Below are 19,061 nucleotides of genomic sequence, written 5' to 3'. Positions count from 1 at the left end.
ATAGGGCGGTGACCAGTCAACATGAGACTGCTGACCTTCCGTACTTTGCTTTAAGCACCTTCGCGACGCCGCGCGAGCGATTTTCGCCGCTCCTAGGGGCACTCCAATCCAAGGCCGACAAACGAGAGTTCGCCCGCCTTGGCTCGCTTTGGAAGGGTGTGGAATGGGCTGGAATGTGTTCCTGAGTTGGGCGGTCCGCTAAGCGGGTAAGCAGCCTAGTAACCAGCATAATGCATTAATGCTGGAGTAAAAATGCTCATGGACGACCAGGACCCCGATTTCAAAACGCAGGTGGAGCGCGAGTTCAAGCAGGGCAAGCTTTGGATGGATCGAGCGATTGTGCTCGGTTACGCGATCACGGCCGGCTTTCTGGTTGTAGCGTTCGCATTCACGAGCACATGGGCGTTTGGCGTTTTCACATGGATCTACCGATCTTGCCCGTGGGGCGTCTTGTTGGTGGCACCAGCGATCACGGCCGCAACGGTGTGGATCACCATCCGCTACTTCCCAGGAGCGGGAGGTTCCGGAATTCCGCAAGTAAGGGCGATTCTTCATCCATCGCTTCCGGATGAGCGCCGCCTCCAGTTCGCATCCTTACGACTGACTTTTGCAAAGTTCGTGCTAGGCAACGCGGGATTCGCTGCAGGCTTGTCGCTCGGGAGAGAGGGGCCGTCAGTTCAGATCGCTGCGGGCCTCATGCAGCACGCTCGCTGCTGGCTGTCCCCCAATACGTCGATAGATGCTAGGTCCCTGCTGGTCGCGGGAGGCGCGGCGGGAGTGGCCGCAGCTTTCAACGCTCCTTTGGCCGGGGTGGTCTTTGCGATCGAGCAGCTTTGCGGGCGTCTTGAGACGCGATCGAGTGGGCTGATCATTGCCGCGATCGTGTTGGCGGGTCTGGTGTCGGTATCCGTGTTTGGCAACCACAGCTATTTTGGCCTCATTGAGGTTCCTTCGATCAACTGGAAAGCGGTGGGACCTGGCGTACTTGTCACTCTGCTATGTGGTGCGAGCGGCGGTGTGTTTGCGAGATTGATGATCGCTTCACTAACCCGCAAGGCGGAACGGTTGAATGGATGGCGCGCACGCTACCCGGTGCGGTTCTCTGCGATTTGTGGCTTCGCCGTAGCGGCGATTGGATTGGCTACCGGTGGTGCGACCTTTGGCGCTGGATCCGAGGCGGTAAAGAACATGCTGCACGGCCAGGGAGAGGTGGCTCCTCTGTACACGCTGCTGAAGTTTGTTGCCACCTGGCTCACTGCTTGGTCGGGAATCCCTGGGGGAATTTTTGCGCCGTCACTTTCTATCGGAGCAGGGCTTGGCGATTCCGTGGCGCAACTGTCGTCGCCAGAGCTCGGGCCGGCGTTGATCGCGCTGGGCATGGCCAGCTTTTTGGCCGCTGTTACTCAGGCGCCTCTTACCGCGTTCATCATCGTCATGGAGATGGTTGATGGGCACTCGATGGTGCTGAGCTTGATGGCCTCAGCCATGGTTGCCAGTATCCTGTCAAGAATGATCAGCCGACCACTGTATGAGACAGTGGCTGAAAGTCTGGTAATGAAGGCTTTGTATGCCGACAAGTCAACCAAGGATGGCGGTGAACCGGCTCCAACAGACGCGCACTATTCTGCGAAAGCAAGCTCGCGAGCTTCTAGCGGCTTGAGAGATGGCGTTCGAGGGGATGTGCCTGGAGGCGGGCCTCTGCAGAAGCATTGAAGCTGCTCATGCGCACCCAACAGTGCCTCTCATGCTAAGAGCCGTCAAACCGGTTTGGTGGAATTTCTACGATAGTGCTTGACTGCGTCAGTATCCCAGGCCATTCCATGCCCCGGCCGATCCGAGGGGGAGATGGTGCCATCAACGATCGCTACGGGCTCCTGGAGGATCGGAGCAGCCCAATCCACATACTCGAGCCAGTGAGCTGTTGGGGACGCTGCGAGAAGATGCGCGCTGACCTCGTGAAAGAGGTGGGACGAAAGCTCGATCCGAGCAACATCGGCTAGAGCCGCAGCGGCCATCCAACCGGTGACGCCGCCGATCCTTTCAAGGTCTGGCATCATAAAGTCGCTCGCGCTCTCCGCAAGCGCTTGTGCCATGGCTCTAGGCCCCTGAAAGTTCTCGCCGATCTGGACTGGCGTCTGAAGATTGCGCGCCAACTCGCGCGTGACACCATATGCATCATGGGCGACGGGTTCCTCTAGCCAGTACAAGCCTTCGCCATCGAGCTGCCGACAACGCTCCAGTGCCTCCCGTGGGTTGAGTCCCTGGTTGAAGTCCGCCATGAGTGCTATCTCTTGCGAAATCGCCGCTCTTACTGATCGAACCGCATCAAGGTCTTCAGCGGGCGATTTCCGACCTAATCGCATCTTTATTGCGCGAAAACCCTCCTCCACGAGTGCCTGCGCTTCGTCGGCCGCAGCGCCGGGTTCGAGTAGGCCAAGCCCATTGCTGTTGTAGGCCGGAATGGGCCGCAGTTCGGCGCCAAGGTGGCGGGCAAGAGGTTGGCCTGCCTGGATTGCGAGAGCATCCCAGCAGGCAACATCGATGCCTGCCGAAATCATCGATGTCAAACCGCGCATGCCTAGTAGCCGGAAGCGCCCCTCGAGCGCCCTACGAACTTCGTTTGGTGCCGCGCTTTTTCCCGCGAGCGTGGCACTTGCATCCTGCACGAGGGATAGCGCCGCTTCACCGGCACCAGCTAAGTAGCAAAAGATGTAAGCGCGACCGGTGACGCCTTGGTGCGTTAAGAGATCGATAAGCAGAAGCGGTGCCTCTGTGATGCGCATGACGCTCGTGCCAAGCGCGCGACGCATCGGGACCACTACGAGAGTTGCCTCGACGCTGTGGACCGTAAGCGCGCTCATGCCGCATGCCCCTGTGCATGAACTGAAAGAATGTCATACACGGCGCGGTTGCAAGGCGTTGGTATTCCGAACTTTTCCCCTCGTGCCACTACGTCTCCGCTGAGCCACTGCACCTCAAGGCGGCTTCCGCGTTCGAGGTCATGATGCATCGATGAGGTCATCGTGGCTGGCACCTGGTCGCAGAACTTGAGCCGATCTTGAGCATAGTCCTCGGCAAGCAACACCCCTTCGGCGCGCGCTACTTGAACAACCTCGTTCATCAGATCATGCAAGAACGCGCGTGAGCGAGAAAGAGAGCGAATCGGACCGATAGGCGTGCGGACCGTGCTGGTGGAGCCCGAAAGACCAACCAAGAAAACAAACTTGCTCCAGATCGCGCGACGAATATCGCTGTCGAGTTCCACATCGATACCCGCGCTAACACAAGCCTCCTTAAATCGCGTGACTCGTTCACTTTGCCTTCCGTCATATTCGCCAAAGACCAGCTTTTGCATGGCTCCAGAGTGGCGGATGAGACCTGGCTCGGCGATGGTGGCGGCAATGTAGCAAACCCCGCCGATGACATGCGACTCGCCCAGCGTGGCGCGAAGCTGGTCATCCTTCACAACACCGTTCTGGAAGGAGACCACCGCCGACTCGTTCTGAAGCATTGGTTTGATGGCTTCCGCCGCGCCCTCGGTGTCCCAAAGCTTGACGCCGAAGAGCACTAGATCGACAGCATCGATATCGGTTGGGTGGTCTGTCACCTTGACGTTTGTCAAATGCAAGTCGCCCTTCGGGCTTTCCAATCGGAGTCCGCCCTTTCGTATGGCGGCCAGCTGCTTCCCGCGGGCGATGAAAGTGACGTCGTGACCGGCGTTCGCCAGGCGAGCTCCAAAATAACCACCGACACCGCCAGTACCCATTACCGCTATGCGCATACCTATTCCTTTCCACGCAATCTGTGAAAACTATGCCGAAGTACTCTCTCGACAGCCATTGTTAGTTGGTCTTCGGGCCAGCGGAGGTCTGCCCAAAAAGGATGGCTTTCCCTTCCTCAGTGACAGTGGGTCGAGACTGAAAAGGTTCGCCCCTCTGATAAGCCCGGACTGTGGCTGGGCGTGCCCGAATGGATTCGAACCAGCGATGAAGGTTTGGAAAGTGATCAAGATCCTGCTGCTGTCGCTTCCATGGGACGATCCATGGATACGCCGCAACGTCTGCGATCGAATAGTCGTCTCCAGCTAGAAACTCGCACTCGTTCAGCCGGCGGTCAAGTACGCCGTACAGGCGATTCGTTTCGTTGACGTATCTCTTGATCGCATACGGTATCTTCTCGGGCGCATAGAGGCCAAAGTGGTGATTCTGGCCGGCCATCGGACCTAGCCCGCCAACCTGCCAAAAAAGCCATTCCAAAACCGTCTTGCGGCCTCGAACATCTTGCGGCAAGAGCAGTCCAGTCTTTTCCGCCAGATAGATCAGGATAGCTCCCGATTCGAAGACTGAAATTTGACCCTGCCCGTCAGCAGGATGCCTGTCGATAATCGCAGGCATTCGGTTGTTTGGAGAAAAAGCTAGAAACTCTGGTTTGAACTGATCACCAGCGCTGATGTCGACAGGATGAATCGTGTACTCGATTCCTGCCTCTTCCATGAACATGGTGATCTTGTGCCCGTTTGGCGTGGGCCAGTAGAAAAGGTCAATCATTCTTAGTGAAACCTTCAAATTTACTCAATGGGTGGTTGGAGCCCATCCAAGACTAGCAATTGCGGTGTTCGCAACGCCCTCCAGGAGTAAGCGCTCCGGGCGAGCACGAGCCAGGACGCGGATGCCCATCAGAACGCCGAGAAGCAGACGGGCGTTGTTTTTTACATCGGCCGTCTTATCAATTTGCTCGTCGGCTTGGGCACGCTCTAGGCAACGTAGAAAGAAGGCCTCGATGTGCTTGAGTTCTTCACCCACAACCAGGCGGAACTCGGGATCGTGTGGAGAGACCTCAAGTGCTGCATTGACCAGCATGCAGCCGCGGTATTCAGTATCGTTTAGAGATCGCTTCACAATCTCGCCTAGGAATGCTTCTATACCCTCGCGTGGAGGTAGGCTCTCACAGCGTGCGATCCGATCACGCACACTGCAATCCAGGTAGTACTCCAGCGAACGACGATAAAGGTCTCGTTTGCTTCCAAACGTGTTGTACAGGCTCGCAGTAGTCAGGCCCATCCCATCAGCCAAGTCTCGTATGGAGGTGGCCTCATAGCCCCGTGACCAGAACTGGGTCATTGCCGCGCCAAGCACCGCTTCTTCGTCAAACTCTCGTGGCCTTGCCATGTGACTACCTGTTCATCAGCAACTCGATGGGTGTATTATGGAGCGATCGATCTAAAACGAGCAAACAGATTTCTTCCCGAAAAGGTCTTTGATGATTCATCTCTACTACGGCCCTGGCCCCAACCCGGCGAAGATCGCCCTTTTTCTTGAGGAGACGGCGTTGGAGTACACCCTTGTGCCTGTCGATACCCGAAAGGGGGAGCAGCATACGGATGAGTTCCGAGCAATCAATCCGAACGGGAAGCTGCCTGCCATCGTGGATACCGTAGGCCCTGGCGGAGCTGACGCACGCGTGTTCGATTCCAACGCAATATTGCTGTATCTTGGCGAGAAAACCGGAAAGCTGTTAGGCAACCCAGCGGAACGTCCGGAGATGCTGTCTTGGTTGATGTTTATCGCATCAGGTCTCGGGCCATATTCAGGGCAGGCGGTGCATTTCCAGCGAGCTGCGCCTGAGAAGTTGCCCTACGCGGTGAACAGATATGTACGAGAGGCCGAGCGCCACTACGCGGTGCTCGATCGGCATCTTTGTGAGAACGAATTCGTGTTGCGAAGTGGTTACTCGATCGCCGATATTGCCGCCTGGGGTTGGATCGATCGCGCCAGCTTTGTCCTTGGTCGTGAGAGTGATGCACTCGAAGGCTTTGCAGGTCTTCGACGTTGGTTTGAGAGTGTGAATGCGCGTCCCGCGGCAAAGAGAGCACGAGAGATTGCCACGGGAATTTCGTTCAAAACGGAGATGGATGATGAGGCAAAACGGGCTCTCTACCCTTCAAACTATTCAAAGTCAGCTTAGCGCGATGGCCTTGCGAGATAGCTTGGGTGCGCTGGAGGCCTCGGCGATCTGTATTGCCGAGGTCGTGTAGTTGGATCGAGCGTTGGATTGGAATAGCGGGGCGAGCCAAGGCATGTCACGAAATGCGATGGTGTCGGCCAGATGCTCGACGCGGCTGAGCAATCAAAGGACTTGAGCTACAGCGATCAGGCGCTCTGTCAGGCGAGGCGCCGCGAAGTCGATGAAAGTGCGCAGTTTTAGAGGCACTCGCCGATTGCTGGGATGCACAAGGTTGACCGGGACGGGTTTCGTCTCGAACGTTCGCAGAACGGGGACAAGAGATCCGGCGCGAATACCATTCTCCGCCTGATAAGAGGTGATCTGAGTGAGGCCCAGACCTGCGATTGCCGCTTTCGTGGCCGACTCGGGGGTCGTGGTCGTCATTCTCGCCCGAATCGGAAACATCTCGTCGACACCTTGATTGTCGAAGAGCCAGGTCTTGGCCGCACCCAGAGTGGACCATGCGATACAGCTGTGCTCCGTGAGCTCAGAAGGGTGCTGAGGGGTGCCATGTATCTCAAGATAGCTTGAGCTTGCGCAGACAACCATCTTGATAGACCCCACCAGCCGCGCGGCGAGTCCACTCTCCGGTAGCTGCTGGATCCGGACAGCGAGATCTACGTGTTCGTCCAGAAGATTTACCACCCGATCGGCAAGCACCAAGTTCAGATCGATGTCTGGGTAGGCCTGCAGAAACTCGACGGCCACCGGTTGAAGATGGCATTGGCCAAAACCTAGCGGCGCTGTGACCGTCAGTTCTCCTTTGGGCAGCCTGTATTCGCCAACCACCGTCTCGTCAGCGTCGCGCAGGTCGTCCAAAAGCCGGGTGCATGCCTCGAAGTAGGGGGCTGCGTTGTCAGTCAGCGTGACTTGGCGCGTAGAGCGCTCGAAAAGTCGAACCCCAAGGGCGATTTCCAGATCGGCAACTTTTCGGCTGATCGTTGGAAGTGGCTGTCCCAGCGCCCGCGCGGCTGCAGAAAATCCTCCCGAGCGAGCGACCGCTACGAAGGCTTGAATCGACTCGAGCTTATCCATGAACTCTCGAATTTCGAGATAGTGATGACCAAAAGTACTGGCTTATCAGAGATGAGCCCAGCGCCGAATATAGCAGCGCTGACAGCGATTGCTGATTGACGAAGTTTCGCAGTTGAGACGCAAACGTTGGCAAAGGGCAATTCCTACTTTTTATTCACTCATGGAGATCGTGATGACCGCAAATTTCAGCCCCAAGACCGTTCTGATCACCGGCGCCAGCACTGGCTTTGGCAACGACACAGCCGTGACGCTCGCGCAGCAAGGCCATCGGGTTTTCGCTTCAATGCGAGACCCGGCTGGCCGCAACAAGGAGCGCGCGGAAGCACTGACGGCAAAGGGTATCAAGGTGTTGGCGCTTGATGTCACGAGCGACGCATCGGTAGCAGCAGCGGTGAGCGCTGTCCTGGCCGAAACCGGCGCAATCGATGTGCTCGTGAACAACGCCGGTATCGCCTCGGCCGGTGTTACCGAGGCATTCACTCCCGAGCAGGCACGCGCGCTGTTTGAAGTGAACGTGTTTGGTCTTCTGCGTACGACGAGGTCAGTGTTGTCTGCAATGCGTGAAAGCCACGCTGGCCTGGTGATCAACATCGGATCGATCCTGGGCCGCGTCACATTCCCATTTTTCGGGATCTATGGTGCAAGCAAGTTCGCAGTGGAAGCGATCTCGGACAGCTTGCGCTATGAGGTGTCCCAGTTTGGCGTGGAAGTGGCCTTGGTGCAGCCGAGTGCTTATCCGACCCCGATGTATGAAGGCATTCAGCAACCTGCAGATGGCGTGCGTATTGCTTCTTACGGTTCTGTCGGCGAGATCCCTGGAAAGATGTTTGAGACGTTCATGGGAATTTTTCAATCAAAGGATGCACCGAATCCTCATGATGTCGCCCAAGCGGTCTCGCAGCTTGTGAACTCGAAAAAGGGAGAGCGCCCCGCTCGTGTAGTGGTCGGAGCGGCGTTTGGCGCAGACGCGATCAATGATTACGTCTCGCCCGTGCAAGCGCAAGTGCTTGGAGGACTTGGCTTGCAGGTCCTCGACAACCTCGCTTAAGCCGCACAACAAGTGCTAAGGATACGGAAGTCTCCACGAGATTTCCGGCTCTAGCTTTGGTCGCTCATAAGGAGCATTTGATGAATTCCGCAGTAGAGATCATGCAGGCGGTCTATGCCGCAAGAGGTCGGCAGAGCAAACTCGCCTCAAGGCCCGCGATAGACGTAGTGCGCGGTTTTTATGAGGCACTTGCCGTTGGCGACACGTCTGGGGCCCTGTCGTTGCTGGATCCCGCAGTCGAATGGACTGGCCCCGACCGGTTTCCCTACTACGCGGGAACGTTGCGAGGACCACAGGCGGTGCTCGACAAACTGTTGAGTCACTTGGCCGTTGACTGGGCAAAGTTCTCGGTAAGGGCACGCGAATTCTTGTGCGACGGAGATCGGGTAGTGTCCTTCGGGCTCTACGAAGGTACGTATCGAAAAACCGGAAAGTCACTGCGCGCAGATTTCGCTCACCACTGGCAGGTTAAGAACGGGAAGATTATTTGCTTTCGAATGTATACAGACACGGCCCTGGTTTTGGAGGCGTTGAACTAGCCCATGTGCAGCACGGTGACCGTAGGCGGGATGTTTTCTTCAGAAGATCTTGAGCGAGAGAATCGAATATGACGGTGATTTATCGAGGCATGGATCGTGTGGCTTTGGACGCCGCTTATAACAACACAAAAGCAGTGGCAAATTTTCCGAGCATCTTGTCTGACTTTCGAGCGCGGAGCACGGTTGCTTTCGAACGGAACGAATGGGCCCGGGATGTTCGGTATGGGGATCGGGTTCGCCAGCGCTTTGACCTTGTGCGCGCAGGGCAGGTAGACGCTCCAACACTGATTTACGTCCATGGTGGGTACTGGCAGACCCTGGTCAAAGAGGATTTCGCGTTTGTTGCACAAGGTCCATTGGCCGCAGGGTTGAATGTACTGCTGGCCGAGTACACGCTGGCTCCAGAGGCAACGATGACGCAAATAGTCGACGAGATAGATGGGTTGCTGGCGTACGTGGCAGACAACAGGTCTCGGCTAGGTTTGGGGTCAGGCCCAATTATTCTTAGTGGGCATTCTGCTGGAGGACATCTGAGTTTGGTTCACCGATCAAATCGTCACATCGCAAGCGTGTTGGCGATTAGTCCCCTGGTGGATCTCGAGCCGATCGGGTTGTCGTGGCTCAATGAGAAGTTGCTGTTGTCAGCAATGGAGATTGAGGCTTTCAGCCCGATTCGCACGATTGCGCGTGGCCCGTCGACGATTGTGGCAGTGGGCGGTGGAGAGCTTCCCGAACTGGTTCGGCATACTGAACTGTATTCATCCGCTGTTCTGGATGCGGGAGAGACCGTGCACCAGGTTGTAGTTGAGAACGCCAACCATTTTTCGGTACTCGAGGGGTTGGCGGATCCCAAGGGACCGATCTTGGAAGCCGTTCTAAAAGGGTTGTAGTTTTAGAGTGACGAGATGCGGCGCATCTGGGGCATTGGACATCCCGTGTCTTTGCGTTGTAAACCTGTGGGCGGTTCGTGTTGTGACTCCGTGCCGAAGCATGAGGCTTGAATCGCCGATGGGTTTTTGCTTCGGATGCTGAGTCGATAGTGCTATTGCTTGGGAATTCCTGCATCCTCGATAACCTTGACCCAACGCGTCACGTCGCCCCGAAGAAACTTGGCGAAGTCTGTAGGGCTGGGGTCTGAGGTGGTATTTGTGCCGTCTTGTGCGTAGGCTTCCTTCAGGGCAGGGACGTTCAAGGCGCTGATTACGGCCTTGTTCAACTGGTCTGCGATATCGGGTGGTGTTCCTGCAGGGGCGAAAAGGCCAATCCAGACAGCCATTTCTGCATCCTTGAATCCGACCTCCTCCATGGTTGGGACGTTAGAGATGAGTGGGGAGCGCTGTGGCGTTGTGATGGCGATCGGGACGAGCTTACCGGTCTTGATGAACGGAAGTACCTGGGGCAGGTTCCCGAATGTCATGTCGGTTCTTCCCGCGACCAAGTCGGGAAGATATTGGCCCATATCTGCGTAGGGCACGTGTAGGAGTTTTAGCCCCGCTGCACGTTGAAACATTTCACCGGAGAGGTGAAGCGTGGTGCCCACTCCCGAAGAGGAGAAAGTAAGCGGCTTGGAGGACGTTTTGGCTAGCTCAACCAAATCCTTCATGGTTGTCACGCCCAGGGAAGCGGGGACGACAAGTACGTTAGGGAACGAAGCGATCCGAGTGATCGGTACGAAGCTCTTGATCGGGTCGTACGCCAGCCGCTTGTACAGCCCGGCGTTGAGACTGTGCGTGCTCATGGTGCCGATGAGCAGGGTGTAGCCATCGGGGGGCGCCTTTGCGCCGATCTCCGTACCGATGGTTCCGCCAGCGCCTTGCCGGTTGTCGATGAAGAACGTCTGGCCAAGGGTTTTTGAGATCTCGTTAGCTACCCGCCGCGCTGGCACGTCTGCGCCGGCTCCTGCTCCGAAGGGCACGACCAGCCGAATCGGGCGGTTCGGGTAGTCGGAGGCTGCGAAGACCGCACTGGGGAGGCTGGACCCCGCGAGTAGGGCGGCGGCTGTGGCAGTGAAAGTCCTTCTGTTCATTGCTTGTCTCCTGGCGCCCTCGGCGCCCTAAAAGTTGTTGTTGCGAGCGAGAGATGGCGAACTTTTTGCCGCCATGTGGAAACTATACAGTCGGCTGTCGACAGACTACAAGGACGTAAAATCGGTTTTCTCTTCGGACTTACCCGAATGGTCGACTGTCGACAGAAGTCAGCATACTGCTGCCGACTGACCAGACTTCACTGGTCGCCTTTTTGGAAGCCACATGCTCATGAAGCTGATCGATGCCGCAAAGGTCCTGCGCAGTAAGAACGCTGGACCTTCTGTCCTTACCTTAGACCTGATGTTTCCTACTCAGGACCTCTATGACCTGGCATGCCGATCGGCGTCGCTCACCAGCCAGGGGATTGCGCCGCTGTACGGGGTAGACGCTTCAAAGGTCCGCGTCATGCATTTCAAGGAAGCCCTTGCCATCAAGATCAGCCTTGCTCGCAAGGTCATCGCTGGTTCGCCAGGCGACCGAGATGTCTACGGAGCCCAGCAACACGGGCCCTTGCTGGAGGTTGTGCTGTGAATTCGTTTGAAAAGATTCATGCTGAGGTCGTCACCGCGCAGGGCTTGGCCCCGCTAAGAATCCTGTGCGCGTCGGGGGCACTGGGTTTCGGCATTCCAACGAGCTCTCTGAGTGCCGGATTCGCGCGCAAGCCGCACTTGGTAGGCTGTGACATGGGCTCCGTGGATCCGGGTCCTCACTACCTGGGTTCGGGGGAAATGGGAGCATCGGCCGCGATGGCCAAGCTCGACTTAGAACGGGTGCTGGTGGGTTCGCGAGCGGCGGGGATTCCCTTGTTGATTGGTACGGCGGGCACGGCAGGGGCCGCGACTCAGGTAAACAAAGTCGTCGCAATGCTGCGTGAACTTGCACGCGAGCACGGCTTGAGCTTTCGGATGGCGCGGATCTATGCGGACCTCGATGCGTCTGTCGTGGTCGAAGCAGTGCAAGCAGGCAAGGTGAGACCGCTGGGCGCCATGCCTGAGCTCAGCGCGCAAGATCCGGGTGCTTGTCGTGCGATCGTGGGTCAGATGGGCGTCGAACCGTTCCAACGGGCGCTGCTTGCCGGCGCGGATGTGGTCGTAGCGGGCCGTTCCTGCGACACGGCCATTTTTGCCGCACTGCCGCTCATGCTCGGCTATCCGGCCGGACCCACTATTCATCTGGCCAAGATCATCGAATGCGCCTCGTTGTGCTGCATCCCGGGCGGGCCAGATCCCATTCTTGGCACGTTAGAGGGGGACACCTTTGTTCTCGAGAGCATGGACGAGCGACGCGTTGTCACTCCGATGTCTGCTTCCGCCCACAGCCTGTACGAGGAGGCCGACCCTTACGTGATACATGAGCCCGACGGGAAGGTAACGCTGGAGAGCGTGAGTTTTGAGGCGGTGGATGAGCGCCGCGTGCGTGGTCGCGGGGCCAAGTGGGTTCCAAGTGTGCAGCACACTGTCAAGATCGAAGGATCGAGCTACGAAGGCGAACGGGGCATTCTGTTGGCGGCGACGGCAGATCCGAGAGTGATCGAGAAGATCGACTCGATCTTGGAGGGGGTGCTGGCGAAGGCGCGTGCGGTGCTGCCTGCAGACGTCGGAGAGTACAGATTGAGCTTTCGGCGGTATGGATTGGACGGGGTGGTTGACTTTCCGACACCTCCTGCCACTCCTCCGCGCGAGGTTTTCCTGCTCGGCGAATGCATTGCTCCCGATGCAGCGACTGCGATCACCGTTTTGGCGGTGGTCAAGCAAAACTTCCTGCACTTCGGATTCGATGGAAGACTGTCGACGGGAGGAAACTTGGCCTTTCCTTTCACCCCTCCTGAGGTGGTCGCGGGGCCAGCATGGAGCTTCAAGCTCTATCACGTGATGGATTGTGACGATATGCCTTCTCTCTTCCCCATGGTGATCGAAGATGTCTGAAAGCCAGGACGACTTGTTCGAAGTGAGTGCGATCCGGTACGCCACCCGCGAGGGTCGACGTGCGGCGCACTTTTTGGGTGGCGGCGACCACGACGGGCCGATGCCGATGGATTACTTCGTGTGGGTTTGCAAGTCGCCAAAACGAACGGTCGTCGTTGATACGGGTTTCACTCGCGAAGAAGCTGAACGTCGGGGACGGCAGTTTCTGCGTTGCCCGGTGGATTCACTCGAGCTGGTTGGCGTGAAGGCGTCGGAGGTAACCGACGTCGTCTTGACCCACCTCCACTACGACCATGCCGGCAACAGCGGCAAGTTTCCCAATGCGCAGTTCCATGTTCAAGAAAAGGAAGTGGCTCATGCGACCGGTCGCTACATGAGGGTTCATTGCTTTGGGCACAGCTACAACTGCGAGGATGTCACGACAGTCGTTCGTCTGAACTTCCAAGGGCAGCTGAACTTTCATGATGGCACACAGGAAATCGCGAAAGGCTTGACAGTCCACCGGATCGGCGGCCACACACCGGGCTTGCAATGCGTGCGCGTGGAAACTGCACAAGGGCCGGTGGTGCTGGCTTCAGACTCGATGCACTACTACGAGCACTTTGAGAAGAACGAGCCGTTTACGGTCGTGGCAAACGTCATGGAGATGATTGACGGGTACAACACCCTACGTAAGCTCGCAGGACCTGCCGGGAGCATCGTGGCTGGGCATGATCCGGACGTCCTGCTGCGATTTCCACCCTACAGTGAGAGCCTTCGGGGAATCGTCGCAAGGCTGGGTTAGGCTTGGTCGCCTGGCAGGGGGTGGTGGATGTATGGCTTCACTTCCCCGTCCTCATCCACAAACACCGTCACATAGCCTTGCACCGCCGATGGGATCGGCAGTTCGAGTGACTGGTATGCCACTCGAATAATCTGACTGCGCAGAAGGGCCTCAGCTCTATCCGGTGGACCATCGGTCAACGCGCGAAGGAAAGCCTTATTGTTTCTAAAAATCGCAGGCGTGTCGTTCTTTGGAGGGTGGACCGACATTTGCAGGTAGAGACGAACCAGCTTGCTTACCCCAAGCCAAGATTTGAGCAAAAACTGATTGCCGGATTCCTCGCACAGTGCCTCATGGAACTTCCAGTGGAGGGTCAGGAATAGGCTGTGATTGCCCGCCTTGTGAGCTTGCTCGACCGACACACGCAGTGCATCGAGTCGCTTCAACGACACCGGGCTTCCCTTGGCTGCAATCAGCCTTGCGGCCGTTCCTTCGATCAAGCCTCGAAAGACACCCATCTCCTCGATGGCTTGCTTGGTAGGGCTTGCAACGAAGGCGCCTCGACCGGAGGTCAGGCTAACCAATCCCTCCGCGGCCAACACGCGCAGTGCTTCGCGCAGCGGTGCGCGGCTCACCCCCAAGCGCTTGGAGACTTCCGTTTCAACGAGGCGCTCGCCAAGCTTGAACTCGCCTGTGATGATCGCTTCGCCGACGCGTTCGATGATCGCCTCGGTCAAAGTCAGTGAGCGTTCGACCTTTAGATCCATCGCTTCAGTATATACGTGATGCTCATAAATTTGACTCTGACGACTGTCGACAGTATTCTGTCTCTATGAAGACAAACATTGCAGCCTTGGTTCGGGACTTCAAGGACAAGGGTGGCTACTGGCCAGCCACGCTCGACCCGCTACTTGAAACATCACCAGATTTCGTTACCGCGTATGTGAAGTTCGCGGAGAGGCCTCATGTCGCAGGACCGTTGCCGCCAAAAGTCAAAGCCCTGGTGAGGCTGGCGCTCAACGCTTCGATGACGACCCTTCATAAGCCAGGGATCAGGGAAGCTATTCGCTCTGCGCTGAAACACGGAGCGACCCAGGCCGAACTCCTGGAGACGCTCGAGTTGGTGAGCGTCATTGGGGTCCATGCCTGTGTGATTGGGGTACCGATCATGGTTCAGAAGCTAGCGTCTCACCCCGACAAAGCGTTGGATTTGTCGAACTCTGAACCCACACGCGCGAGGATCAAGGCGGAGTTCACGCAAAAGCGTGGCTATTGGAGCGAGATTTGGGATGGAACGCTCGCGCTCGATCCGGAGTTCTTCCAGGCATTCACAACCTTTTCTTCCGTTCCATGGGTTGGCGGTGTTCTGGAGCCCAAGGTCAAGGAGTTCATGTACATCGCCGTGGACGTCTCTTCGACGCACATGTACGTGCCAGGCACCCATGTCCACATCGAGAACGCTCTGAAGTTTGGAGCTGAGCCGGCTGAGTTGCTCGAGGTTATGCAGCTCGCGAGCGTGATGGGAATGACGAGCTACGAACTTGCGCTGCCCATCTTGCTGGAGGAGATGGAAGCTGCAAAGGTTGGCCAAGCTGGCGGCGGGACAACAACCCAGGATTGAGTCCTCCGAACGTCTGCATGGGCTTGGCAGCATTCAAGTTCTGTTGAGTGTGTCGAAAGTCGACAAGTTGGTGCCAGGCTGCGCGCTAGGCGCTCGCTTTCAACGCGCCTAATCGATCTGACGCGATCTGGTGAGACCACGCGGCGGTCGCCATTCCTTCCCTCTGAAATTCGATAAGACCGAGTCCTGTGGCCTCGGTTTTTTGCCGTCTGGGTGTTCACGGGAGGAGTGCAAGAGATCGCTAGACGGGCGTGGATATGAGACGATTTCGTCTTTTATTGATGTTTTGCGTTCTTAACTGTCTCACATTGGAGGTCTACAGTACATCCCATCGCAACAACGTTTCTCAAGGAGAACACCATGACCCGTATCGTTACCCCCGCTCTGGAATCGGCCACCGGCGCGACCGCAGAAGTCTATGCACAGATCCGCAAGGCTGCGGGGAGCGTGCCGAACACGTTCGCCACGATCGGCGCCCACGGGCCGGTGGCGCTGAAGGCGGTGCTGCAAGCAGACAGCGCGCTGGCTGCGGGCTCGCTGAGCAAGCAAGACCAGGAAACCATCAAGTTGGTGGTTAGCAAGGTGGCCGGCTGCGACTACTGCGTGGCTGCGCACAGCCTGCTGGGCAAGCTCACCGGGTTGCCGCAAGACGTGCTCAAGGCGATCCGCGACGGCGTGTCGACGGGTGACGCCAAGCGCGACGCGCTGCTGCGGTTTGTGACGAAGCTGGTTCGCACCAGCGGCACGATCAGCCAGGAAGAGTTCGCCGCGATCAAGGCGGCTGGCTACACGGATGCGCAGCTGGTGGACATCAGCCTGGCGATCGCGGTGACGGTGTTCACGAACGTGTTCAACCGGATCAACGACACGGCGGTGGACTTCCCCGCGGTTGCTTAAAAAATAGACAGCGGATAGACAGTACTTCGAGGAGAACGACATGGCCCCCACGGCAGCACAGCTAGATACCTTCATCGTTGATCTACGAGCGATGGGGCTGGAGGATCGCGCGCTGCGCGTGGGCGAGGCGGCCCCCGATGTGACGGTTCCGGATGCACTGGGTCGACCAGTGCGTCTGGGTGAGCTGTGGAGGCAAGGGCCACTGGTTGTGAAGTTCTACCGCGGGGGCTGGTGCCCGTATTGCAACCTGGAGCTTCGAGCTCTGCAGAGTCGCTTGGGCGAGCTGCAGGAGCTTGGAGGGCAGCTGGTGGCGATCTCGCCACAGACGCCGGACAACTCGATGAGCACGGCGCGCAAGAACAGCCTGGCGTATCCGGTGCTGAGCGACTCGGGCCTTGAGGCGGCGCACGGCTTCGGCGTGGGGATGACACTGGCGCCGGAGTTGGTGGATCTGTATGGGGCGGGTGGTGTGAACCTGCCGGTGCTCAATGGCAACGGGCAGTGGGTGTTGCCGGTGCCTGCGACGTTCGTGATCGACGAGTGGGGGGTGATCCAGTACGCGCATGTGGATGTGGATTACCGTGTGCGGGCTGACGTCGAGGAGGTCATCGATGCGGTGCAACGCGCCCGCCAGGCTGTACTGACTTAGTGCCAGCGGTCATCTGCTTGTGGCATTTGTCGCTGCCTAACTTCGTTACTTAAACGGTTCTGCTTGTACAGCTTGCGCCGCAGGTGAGGGTTGGCGATTGACGATCAGCATTGGGACTCGGGTGAGATCTAGCACATCAAACCGAATCCAGATTGCGCTCGCCAACCCTAACTCGGCTTCTTGCACTGGAGCAGGACAGTCCGGATAATCTTCCTCCTAGGGAGGATTTGTGGACCGTAGGCAAAAATAGGCGCACCATAATCGTGCGCTTTTTGAGAGCAGGTGTTAAGCACATTAGTAACCTATCAAGGACTTTTGGATAGGTTTATAGAAGGCAATTTCAATAGCGTTTTTTGTAGTTTGGATAATTGGGCTTAGACTTGTCGTACGATTGGCTATCTGGCGCTGCCGATCGGATGGCTAAACCCAAGCGATACGTTTGGGATTAAGTCTCTTTACTCACTCAACCAAACGGACACATGTCGAAAACATTCCTCCAAATCCAAACTCAGATTGCTCAACTCCAAAAAGAGGCTGAATCGCTTCGGAAAAAGGAGGCTGCTGACGTGCTCTCGCGGATTAAGGAGGCGATCGGTGTCTATGGCTTTACCGCAGATGAACTAGGTTTGGTCGCCCGGAAGAAGCCAGGTCGACCTGCCAAGAGCGTGGCGACCAAGGTGAAGAAGGGTGCAGGAGCGGCGCGCGGACCCAAGTTCAAGGATGACCAAGGCAACGTGTGGAGCGGGCGCGGCCCTCGACCGGCTTGGTTCAAAGCAGCACTGGCTGCAGGTAAGACTGCTGAACAGCTTGCAGCGTAAGGGGCGGGAAACGGCCGCGTTGCCAGCGGCCAGCCGGAAGGGAATCCTTGTCTCAAGATGAGACTTAGTGCGTCCCAGAAGATTTAGCGTTGCGTCTGAACAGAAAAATTCGACGCAGCTGCTAACCCCCCAAGCTCACGAGTCGGGATTGGGGCGCCAAGAATTACAAAAACATCTCCGTTGTCTTGCGTTCGATCGACGGACAAGACAGGATAAACGCGCTCTAAGTTAGCATGTTTCGCCCATGCCCCATGCCCCAGGCCCTCGTCCAGTCTTAGGTGCCGCTGAGATCGCCGCAAACCCGATAGCCCCCGCCTCGATAGCCGCGATCGCTCTGAGGCGGCCTGCGTATCCCACCGGCACGCGGTGCCCGCTCTCCTGGAATTCTTTCTCGTCATAACAATTCACTCTTAGGTACGCTCCGGGGATCGGGTGACTGTTGTGAACCCACTGCCCTGGTTCCTCCCAGAGTTGCATCATCACGTTTCCCGACTCATCGAACGAATCCCAAGAGTTCACGATGGACGCGTGAGGTGTAAATTTGATCAATCGAAGAAATTCGGTCAGATTCATGGCACTAACGTTGGATTCTGTGGACAACGGCCTTCAGCGATTCCCTTAGCGTTCATGTCGCGTAAGGGTGTACTTGATGCTCTATAGGGCAGGGAGTTTAGACACAAGGCGATCCCAGAAGGGAAGGAGACGTAGGAGTAAGCGATCGGCCATCCCATCTTGACCGATGGCAGGCGCATGCGGCTAGACTTCCGCTATCTGCCAAAAGCTGTCGTTCCCGGGTTGTTTTCATATTTCGCGTTGTAGAGGCCGATGTGACACCTGTCGAGCAAGTAGTGGAGTTAGCCAAGGCTGCTGGTGTGAAGCTCGACGTCACGTTCAACGCGCCTGACGTCCTTCCATTCACCACGGAAGCACTGACCATCATTCGTAGCCACCCCCACCTCCAGCCAAGTTTCGAGCAAGCCTTCTTGGAGATGACGGCGAACGCGCCTCCTGAGTTCGTAGAAGTGTGTATGCATGCTCTTCGCTGGACAGCGGTGAAGTTAGCCTTTGAGCAGCGCCACAGGGAGGTGGTGGCTCAAAACGACTGGCGTCGAGAACCGTACTACAGGCACTGCCTGAATGCCTTCGAGGACGAGTGGGAGCACGCCGACGACTTCTACGCGTCATACTTTCGCAGTCCTGACGTCGCCTGACGGCCAAGAGCGGGCATTGATTACTGGAACCTGCATGACTGACGCAGATGAGTTTGACTGGAGCAAAGACGTACCGGACTTCACCGTCGACCTCGACGAGCTCGATGATGACGACCACGGGTTTGTCTACCGAGGCGAGCCTTTCAGCGGGATCGCGATCTCCTACTACGGCAACGGTCAGGTTGAATCGTTGCGTCCTTGCCTAAACGGTTTTCCGCATGGTTACTGCCGATGGTGGCATGACAACGGGCAACTCAGCCAAGAATGGACTGCGTTTGCAGGTATGGGGCACGGTTGGGGGACGACGTGGAACGAAGATGGTGTCGTTGTGAAGAAGCGTCTGAGTGAGTTTGGGCGCGCTCTGGAATGGGCCATCTTCGACCCCGATGGCGCGGTGATCGAGACCGGGACAAACCGGGCAGACAAACTGACCCTGGAATGGGTCGAGAAGTACAGGCGGCACTTTCCAAAGGCCCCAGTGGTGTGAGACTGAAAATCACCGCTGCTAGGACGACTTCGATGGCC

21 protein-coding genes are annotated in these 19,061 nt (G+C 57.3%); 14 read left to right on the top strand and 7 right to left on the bottom strand.

Annotated elements, in window-relative coordinates:
* Positions 1–258 precede the first annotated feature (258 nt).
* Positions 259–1,713: a chloride channel protein gene (locus AC07PU_RS31280; RefSeq protein ID WP_495322177.1), complete on the top strand. Its 1,455-nt coding sequence runs from the start codon at positions 259–261 to the stop codon at positions 1,711–1,713.
* Positions 1,714–1,757: 44 nt separating this feature from the next.
* On the opposite strand, the gene AC07PU_RS31275 is transcribed toward AC07PU_RS31280, so the two are convergent.
* The 4 genes from AC07PU_RS31275 to AC07PU_RS31260 form a co-directional block, all read right to left on the bottom strand.
* Entirely contained in the window at positions 1,758–2,861 is a 1,104-nt protein-coding gene (locus AC07PU_RS31275; protein WP_495322176.1) for an enolase C-terminal domain-like protein, read from the bottom strand.
* On the bottom strand, positions 2,858–3,781 hold the full coding sequence (locus AC07PU_RS31270) for a 2-dehydropantoate 2-reductase (protein ID WP_495322175.1): 924 nt from the start codon (positions 3,779–3,781) through the stop codon (positions 2,858–2,860). The genes AC07PU_RS31275 and AC07PU_RS31270 overlap by 4 nt, the downstream gene beginning before the upstream one ends.
* A gap of 61 nt (positions 3,782–3,842) precedes the next feature.
* Positions 3,843–4,547, bottom strand: a complete 705-nt coding sequence (locus tag AC07PU_RS31265) for a glutathione binding-like protein (protein WP_495322174.1) — start codon at positions 4,545–4,547, stop codon at positions 3,843–3,845.
* 24 nt (positions 4,548–4,571) lie between these two features.
* The gene (locus AC07PU_RS31260; RefSeq protein ID WP_495322173.1) at positions 4,572–5,168 is read right to left on the bottom strand and encodes a TetR/AcrR family transcriptional regulator; all 597 of its coding nucleotides are present in this window, start codon (positions 5,166–5,168) and stop codon (positions 4,572–4,574) included.
* Positions 5,169–5,259: 91 nt separating this feature from the next.
* Here AC07PU_RS31260 and AC07PU_RS31255 point away from each other — a divergent pair, with 91 nt between their 5' ends.
* Positions 5,260–5,964 carry a glutathione S-transferase family protein gene (locus AC07PU_RS31255; protein ID WP_495322172.1) on the top strand — a complete coding sequence of 235 codons (705 nt, stop codon included), beginning with the start codon at positions 5,260–5,262 and terminating at the stop codon, positions 5,962–5,964.
* A gap of 162 nt (positions 5,965–6,126) precedes the next feature.
* Here the strand turns inward: AC07PU_RS31255 and AC07PU_RS31250 are convergent, their stop codons facing one another.
* Positions 6,127–7,038, bottom strand: a complete 912-nt coding sequence (locus AC07PU_RS31250; RefSeq protein WP_495322171.1) for a LysR family transcriptional regulator — start codon at positions 7,036–7,038, stop codon at positions 6,127–6,129.
* A 172-nt stretch (positions 7,039–7,210) separates the two neighbouring features.
* Here AC07PU_RS31250 and AC07PU_RS31245 point away from each other — a divergent pair, with 172 nt between their 5' ends.
* The 3 genes from AC07PU_RS31245 (at position 7,211) to AC07PU_RS31235 (ending at position 9,515) form a co-directional block, all read left to right on the top strand.
* Entirely contained in the window at positions 7,211–8,086 is an 876-nt protein-coding gene (locus tag AC07PU_RS31245; RefSeq protein ID WP_495322170.1) for an SDR family oxidoreductase, read from the top strand.
* 80 nt (positions 8,087–8,166) lie between these two features.
* Complete coding sequence (locus tag AC07PU_RS31240) at positions 8,167–8,625, top strand: nuclear transport factor 2 family protein (RefSeq protein ID WP_495322169.1); 459 nt, start codon at positions 8,167–8,169, stop codon at positions 8,623–8,625.
* Between the two features lie 68 nt (positions 8,626–8,693).
* Positions 8,694–9,515, top strand: a complete 822-nt coding sequence (locus tag AC07PU_RS31235; protein WP_495322168.1) for an alpha/beta hydrolase — start codon at positions 8,694–8,696, stop codon at positions 9,513–9,515.
* A gap of 152 nt (positions 9,516–9,667) precedes the next feature.
* Here the strand turns inward: AC07PU_RS31235 and AC07PU_RS31230 are convergent, their stop codons facing one another.
* Positions 9,668–10,651 carry a Bug family tripartite tricarboxylate transporter substrate binding protein gene (locus AC07PU_RS31230; RefSeq protein ID WP_495322167.1) on the bottom strand — a complete coding sequence of 328 codons (984 nt, stop codon included), beginning with the start codon at positions 10,649–10,651 and terminating at the stop codon, positions 9,668–9,670.
* Between the two features lie 229 nt (positions 10,652–10,880).
* Between AC07PU_RS31230 and AC07PU_RS31225 the strand changes: the two genes are divergently transcribed.
* The 3 genes from AC07PU_RS31225 (at position 10,881) to AC07PU_RS31215 (ending at position 13,361) form a co-directional block, all read left to right on the top strand.
* Positions 10,881–11,183 carry a DUF4387 domain-containing protein gene (locus AC07PU_RS31225; RefSeq protein ID WP_495322166.1) on the top strand — a complete coding sequence of 101 codons (303 nt, stop codon included), beginning with the start codon at positions 10,881–10,883 and terminating at the stop codon, positions 11,181–11,183.
* Between the two features lie 215 nt (positions 11,184–11,398).
* Positions 11,399–12,577 (top strand): acyclic terpene utilization AtuA family protein, encoded by a 1,179-nt coding sequence (locus tag AC07PU_RS31220; protein WP_495322165.1) that lies wholly within the window; start codon positions 11,399–11,401, stop codon positions 12,575–12,577.
* Entirely contained in the window at positions 12,570–13,361 is a 792-nt protein-coding gene (locus AC07PU_RS31215) for an N-acyl homoserine lactonase family protein (RefSeq protein ID WP_495322164.1), read from the top strand. Before AC07PU_RS31220 ends, AC07PU_RS31215 begins: the two co-directional genes overlap by 8 nt.
* On the opposite strand, the gene AC07PU_RS31210 is transcribed toward AC07PU_RS31215, so the two are convergent.
* Positions 13,358–14,107 carry a GntR family transcriptional regulator gene (locus AC07PU_RS31210; RefSeq protein WP_495322163.1) on the bottom strand — a complete coding sequence of 250 codons (750 nt, stop codon included), beginning with the start codon at positions 14,105–14,107 and terminating at the stop codon, positions 13,358–13,360. The genes AC07PU_RS31215 and AC07PU_RS31210 overlap by 4 nt on opposite strands.
* Before the next feature lie 65 nt (positions 14,108–14,172).
* Between AC07PU_RS31210 and AC07PU_RS31205 the strand changes: the two genes are divergently transcribed.
* The 6 genes from AC07PU_RS31205 to AC07PU_RS31180 all read left to right on the top strand — a co-directional run bounded on the left by AC07PU_RS31205 (position 14,173) and on the right by AC07PU_RS31180 (position 19,023).
* Positions 14,173–14,961, top strand: a complete 789-nt coding sequence (locus AC07PU_RS31205; RefSeq protein WP_495322161.1) for a carboxymuconolactone decarboxylase family protein — start codon at positions 14,173–14,175, stop codon at positions 14,959–14,961.
* A gap of 360 nt (positions 14,962–15,321) precedes the next feature.
* Entirely contained in the window at positions 15,322–15,858 is a 537-nt protein-coding gene (locus AC07PU_RS31200; protein WP_495322160.1) for a carboxymuconolactone decarboxylase family protein, read from the top strand.
* Between the two features lie 40 nt (positions 15,859–15,898).
* Positions 15,899–16,507 (top strand): peroxiredoxin-like family protein, encoded by a 609-nt coding sequence (locus AC07PU_RS31195; RefSeq protein WP_495322159.1) that lies wholly within the window; start codon positions 15,899–15,901, stop codon positions 16,505–16,507.
* Positions 16,508–16,986: 479 nt separating this feature from the next.
* The gene (locus AC07PU_RS31190; protein ID WP_495322158.1) at positions 16,987–17,325 is read left to right on the top strand and encodes an H-NS histone family protein; all 339 of its coding nucleotides are present in this window, start codon (positions 16,987–16,989) and stop codon (positions 17,323–17,325) included.
* Positions 17,326–18,197: 872 nt separating this feature from the next.
* Positions 18,198–18,536, top strand: a complete 339-nt coding sequence (locus AC07PU_RS31185; RefSeq protein ID WP_495322157.1) for a hypothetical protein — start codon at positions 18,198–18,200, stop codon at positions 18,534–18,536.
* Between the two features lie 34 nt (positions 18,537–18,570).
* The gene (locus AC07PU_RS31180; protein ID WP_495322156.1) at positions 18,571–19,023 is read left to right on the top strand and encodes a toxin-antitoxin system YwqK family antitoxin; all 453 of its coding nucleotides are present in this window, start codon (positions 18,571–18,573) and stop codon (positions 19,021–19,023) included.
* The last annotated feature ends 38 nt before the right edge of the window (positions 19,024–19,061 follow it).

The organism is Variovorax sp. GW821-FHT10D07 (assembly GCF_059415325.1).
This window is presented reverse-complemented; position numbering and strand designations above follow the sequence as displayed.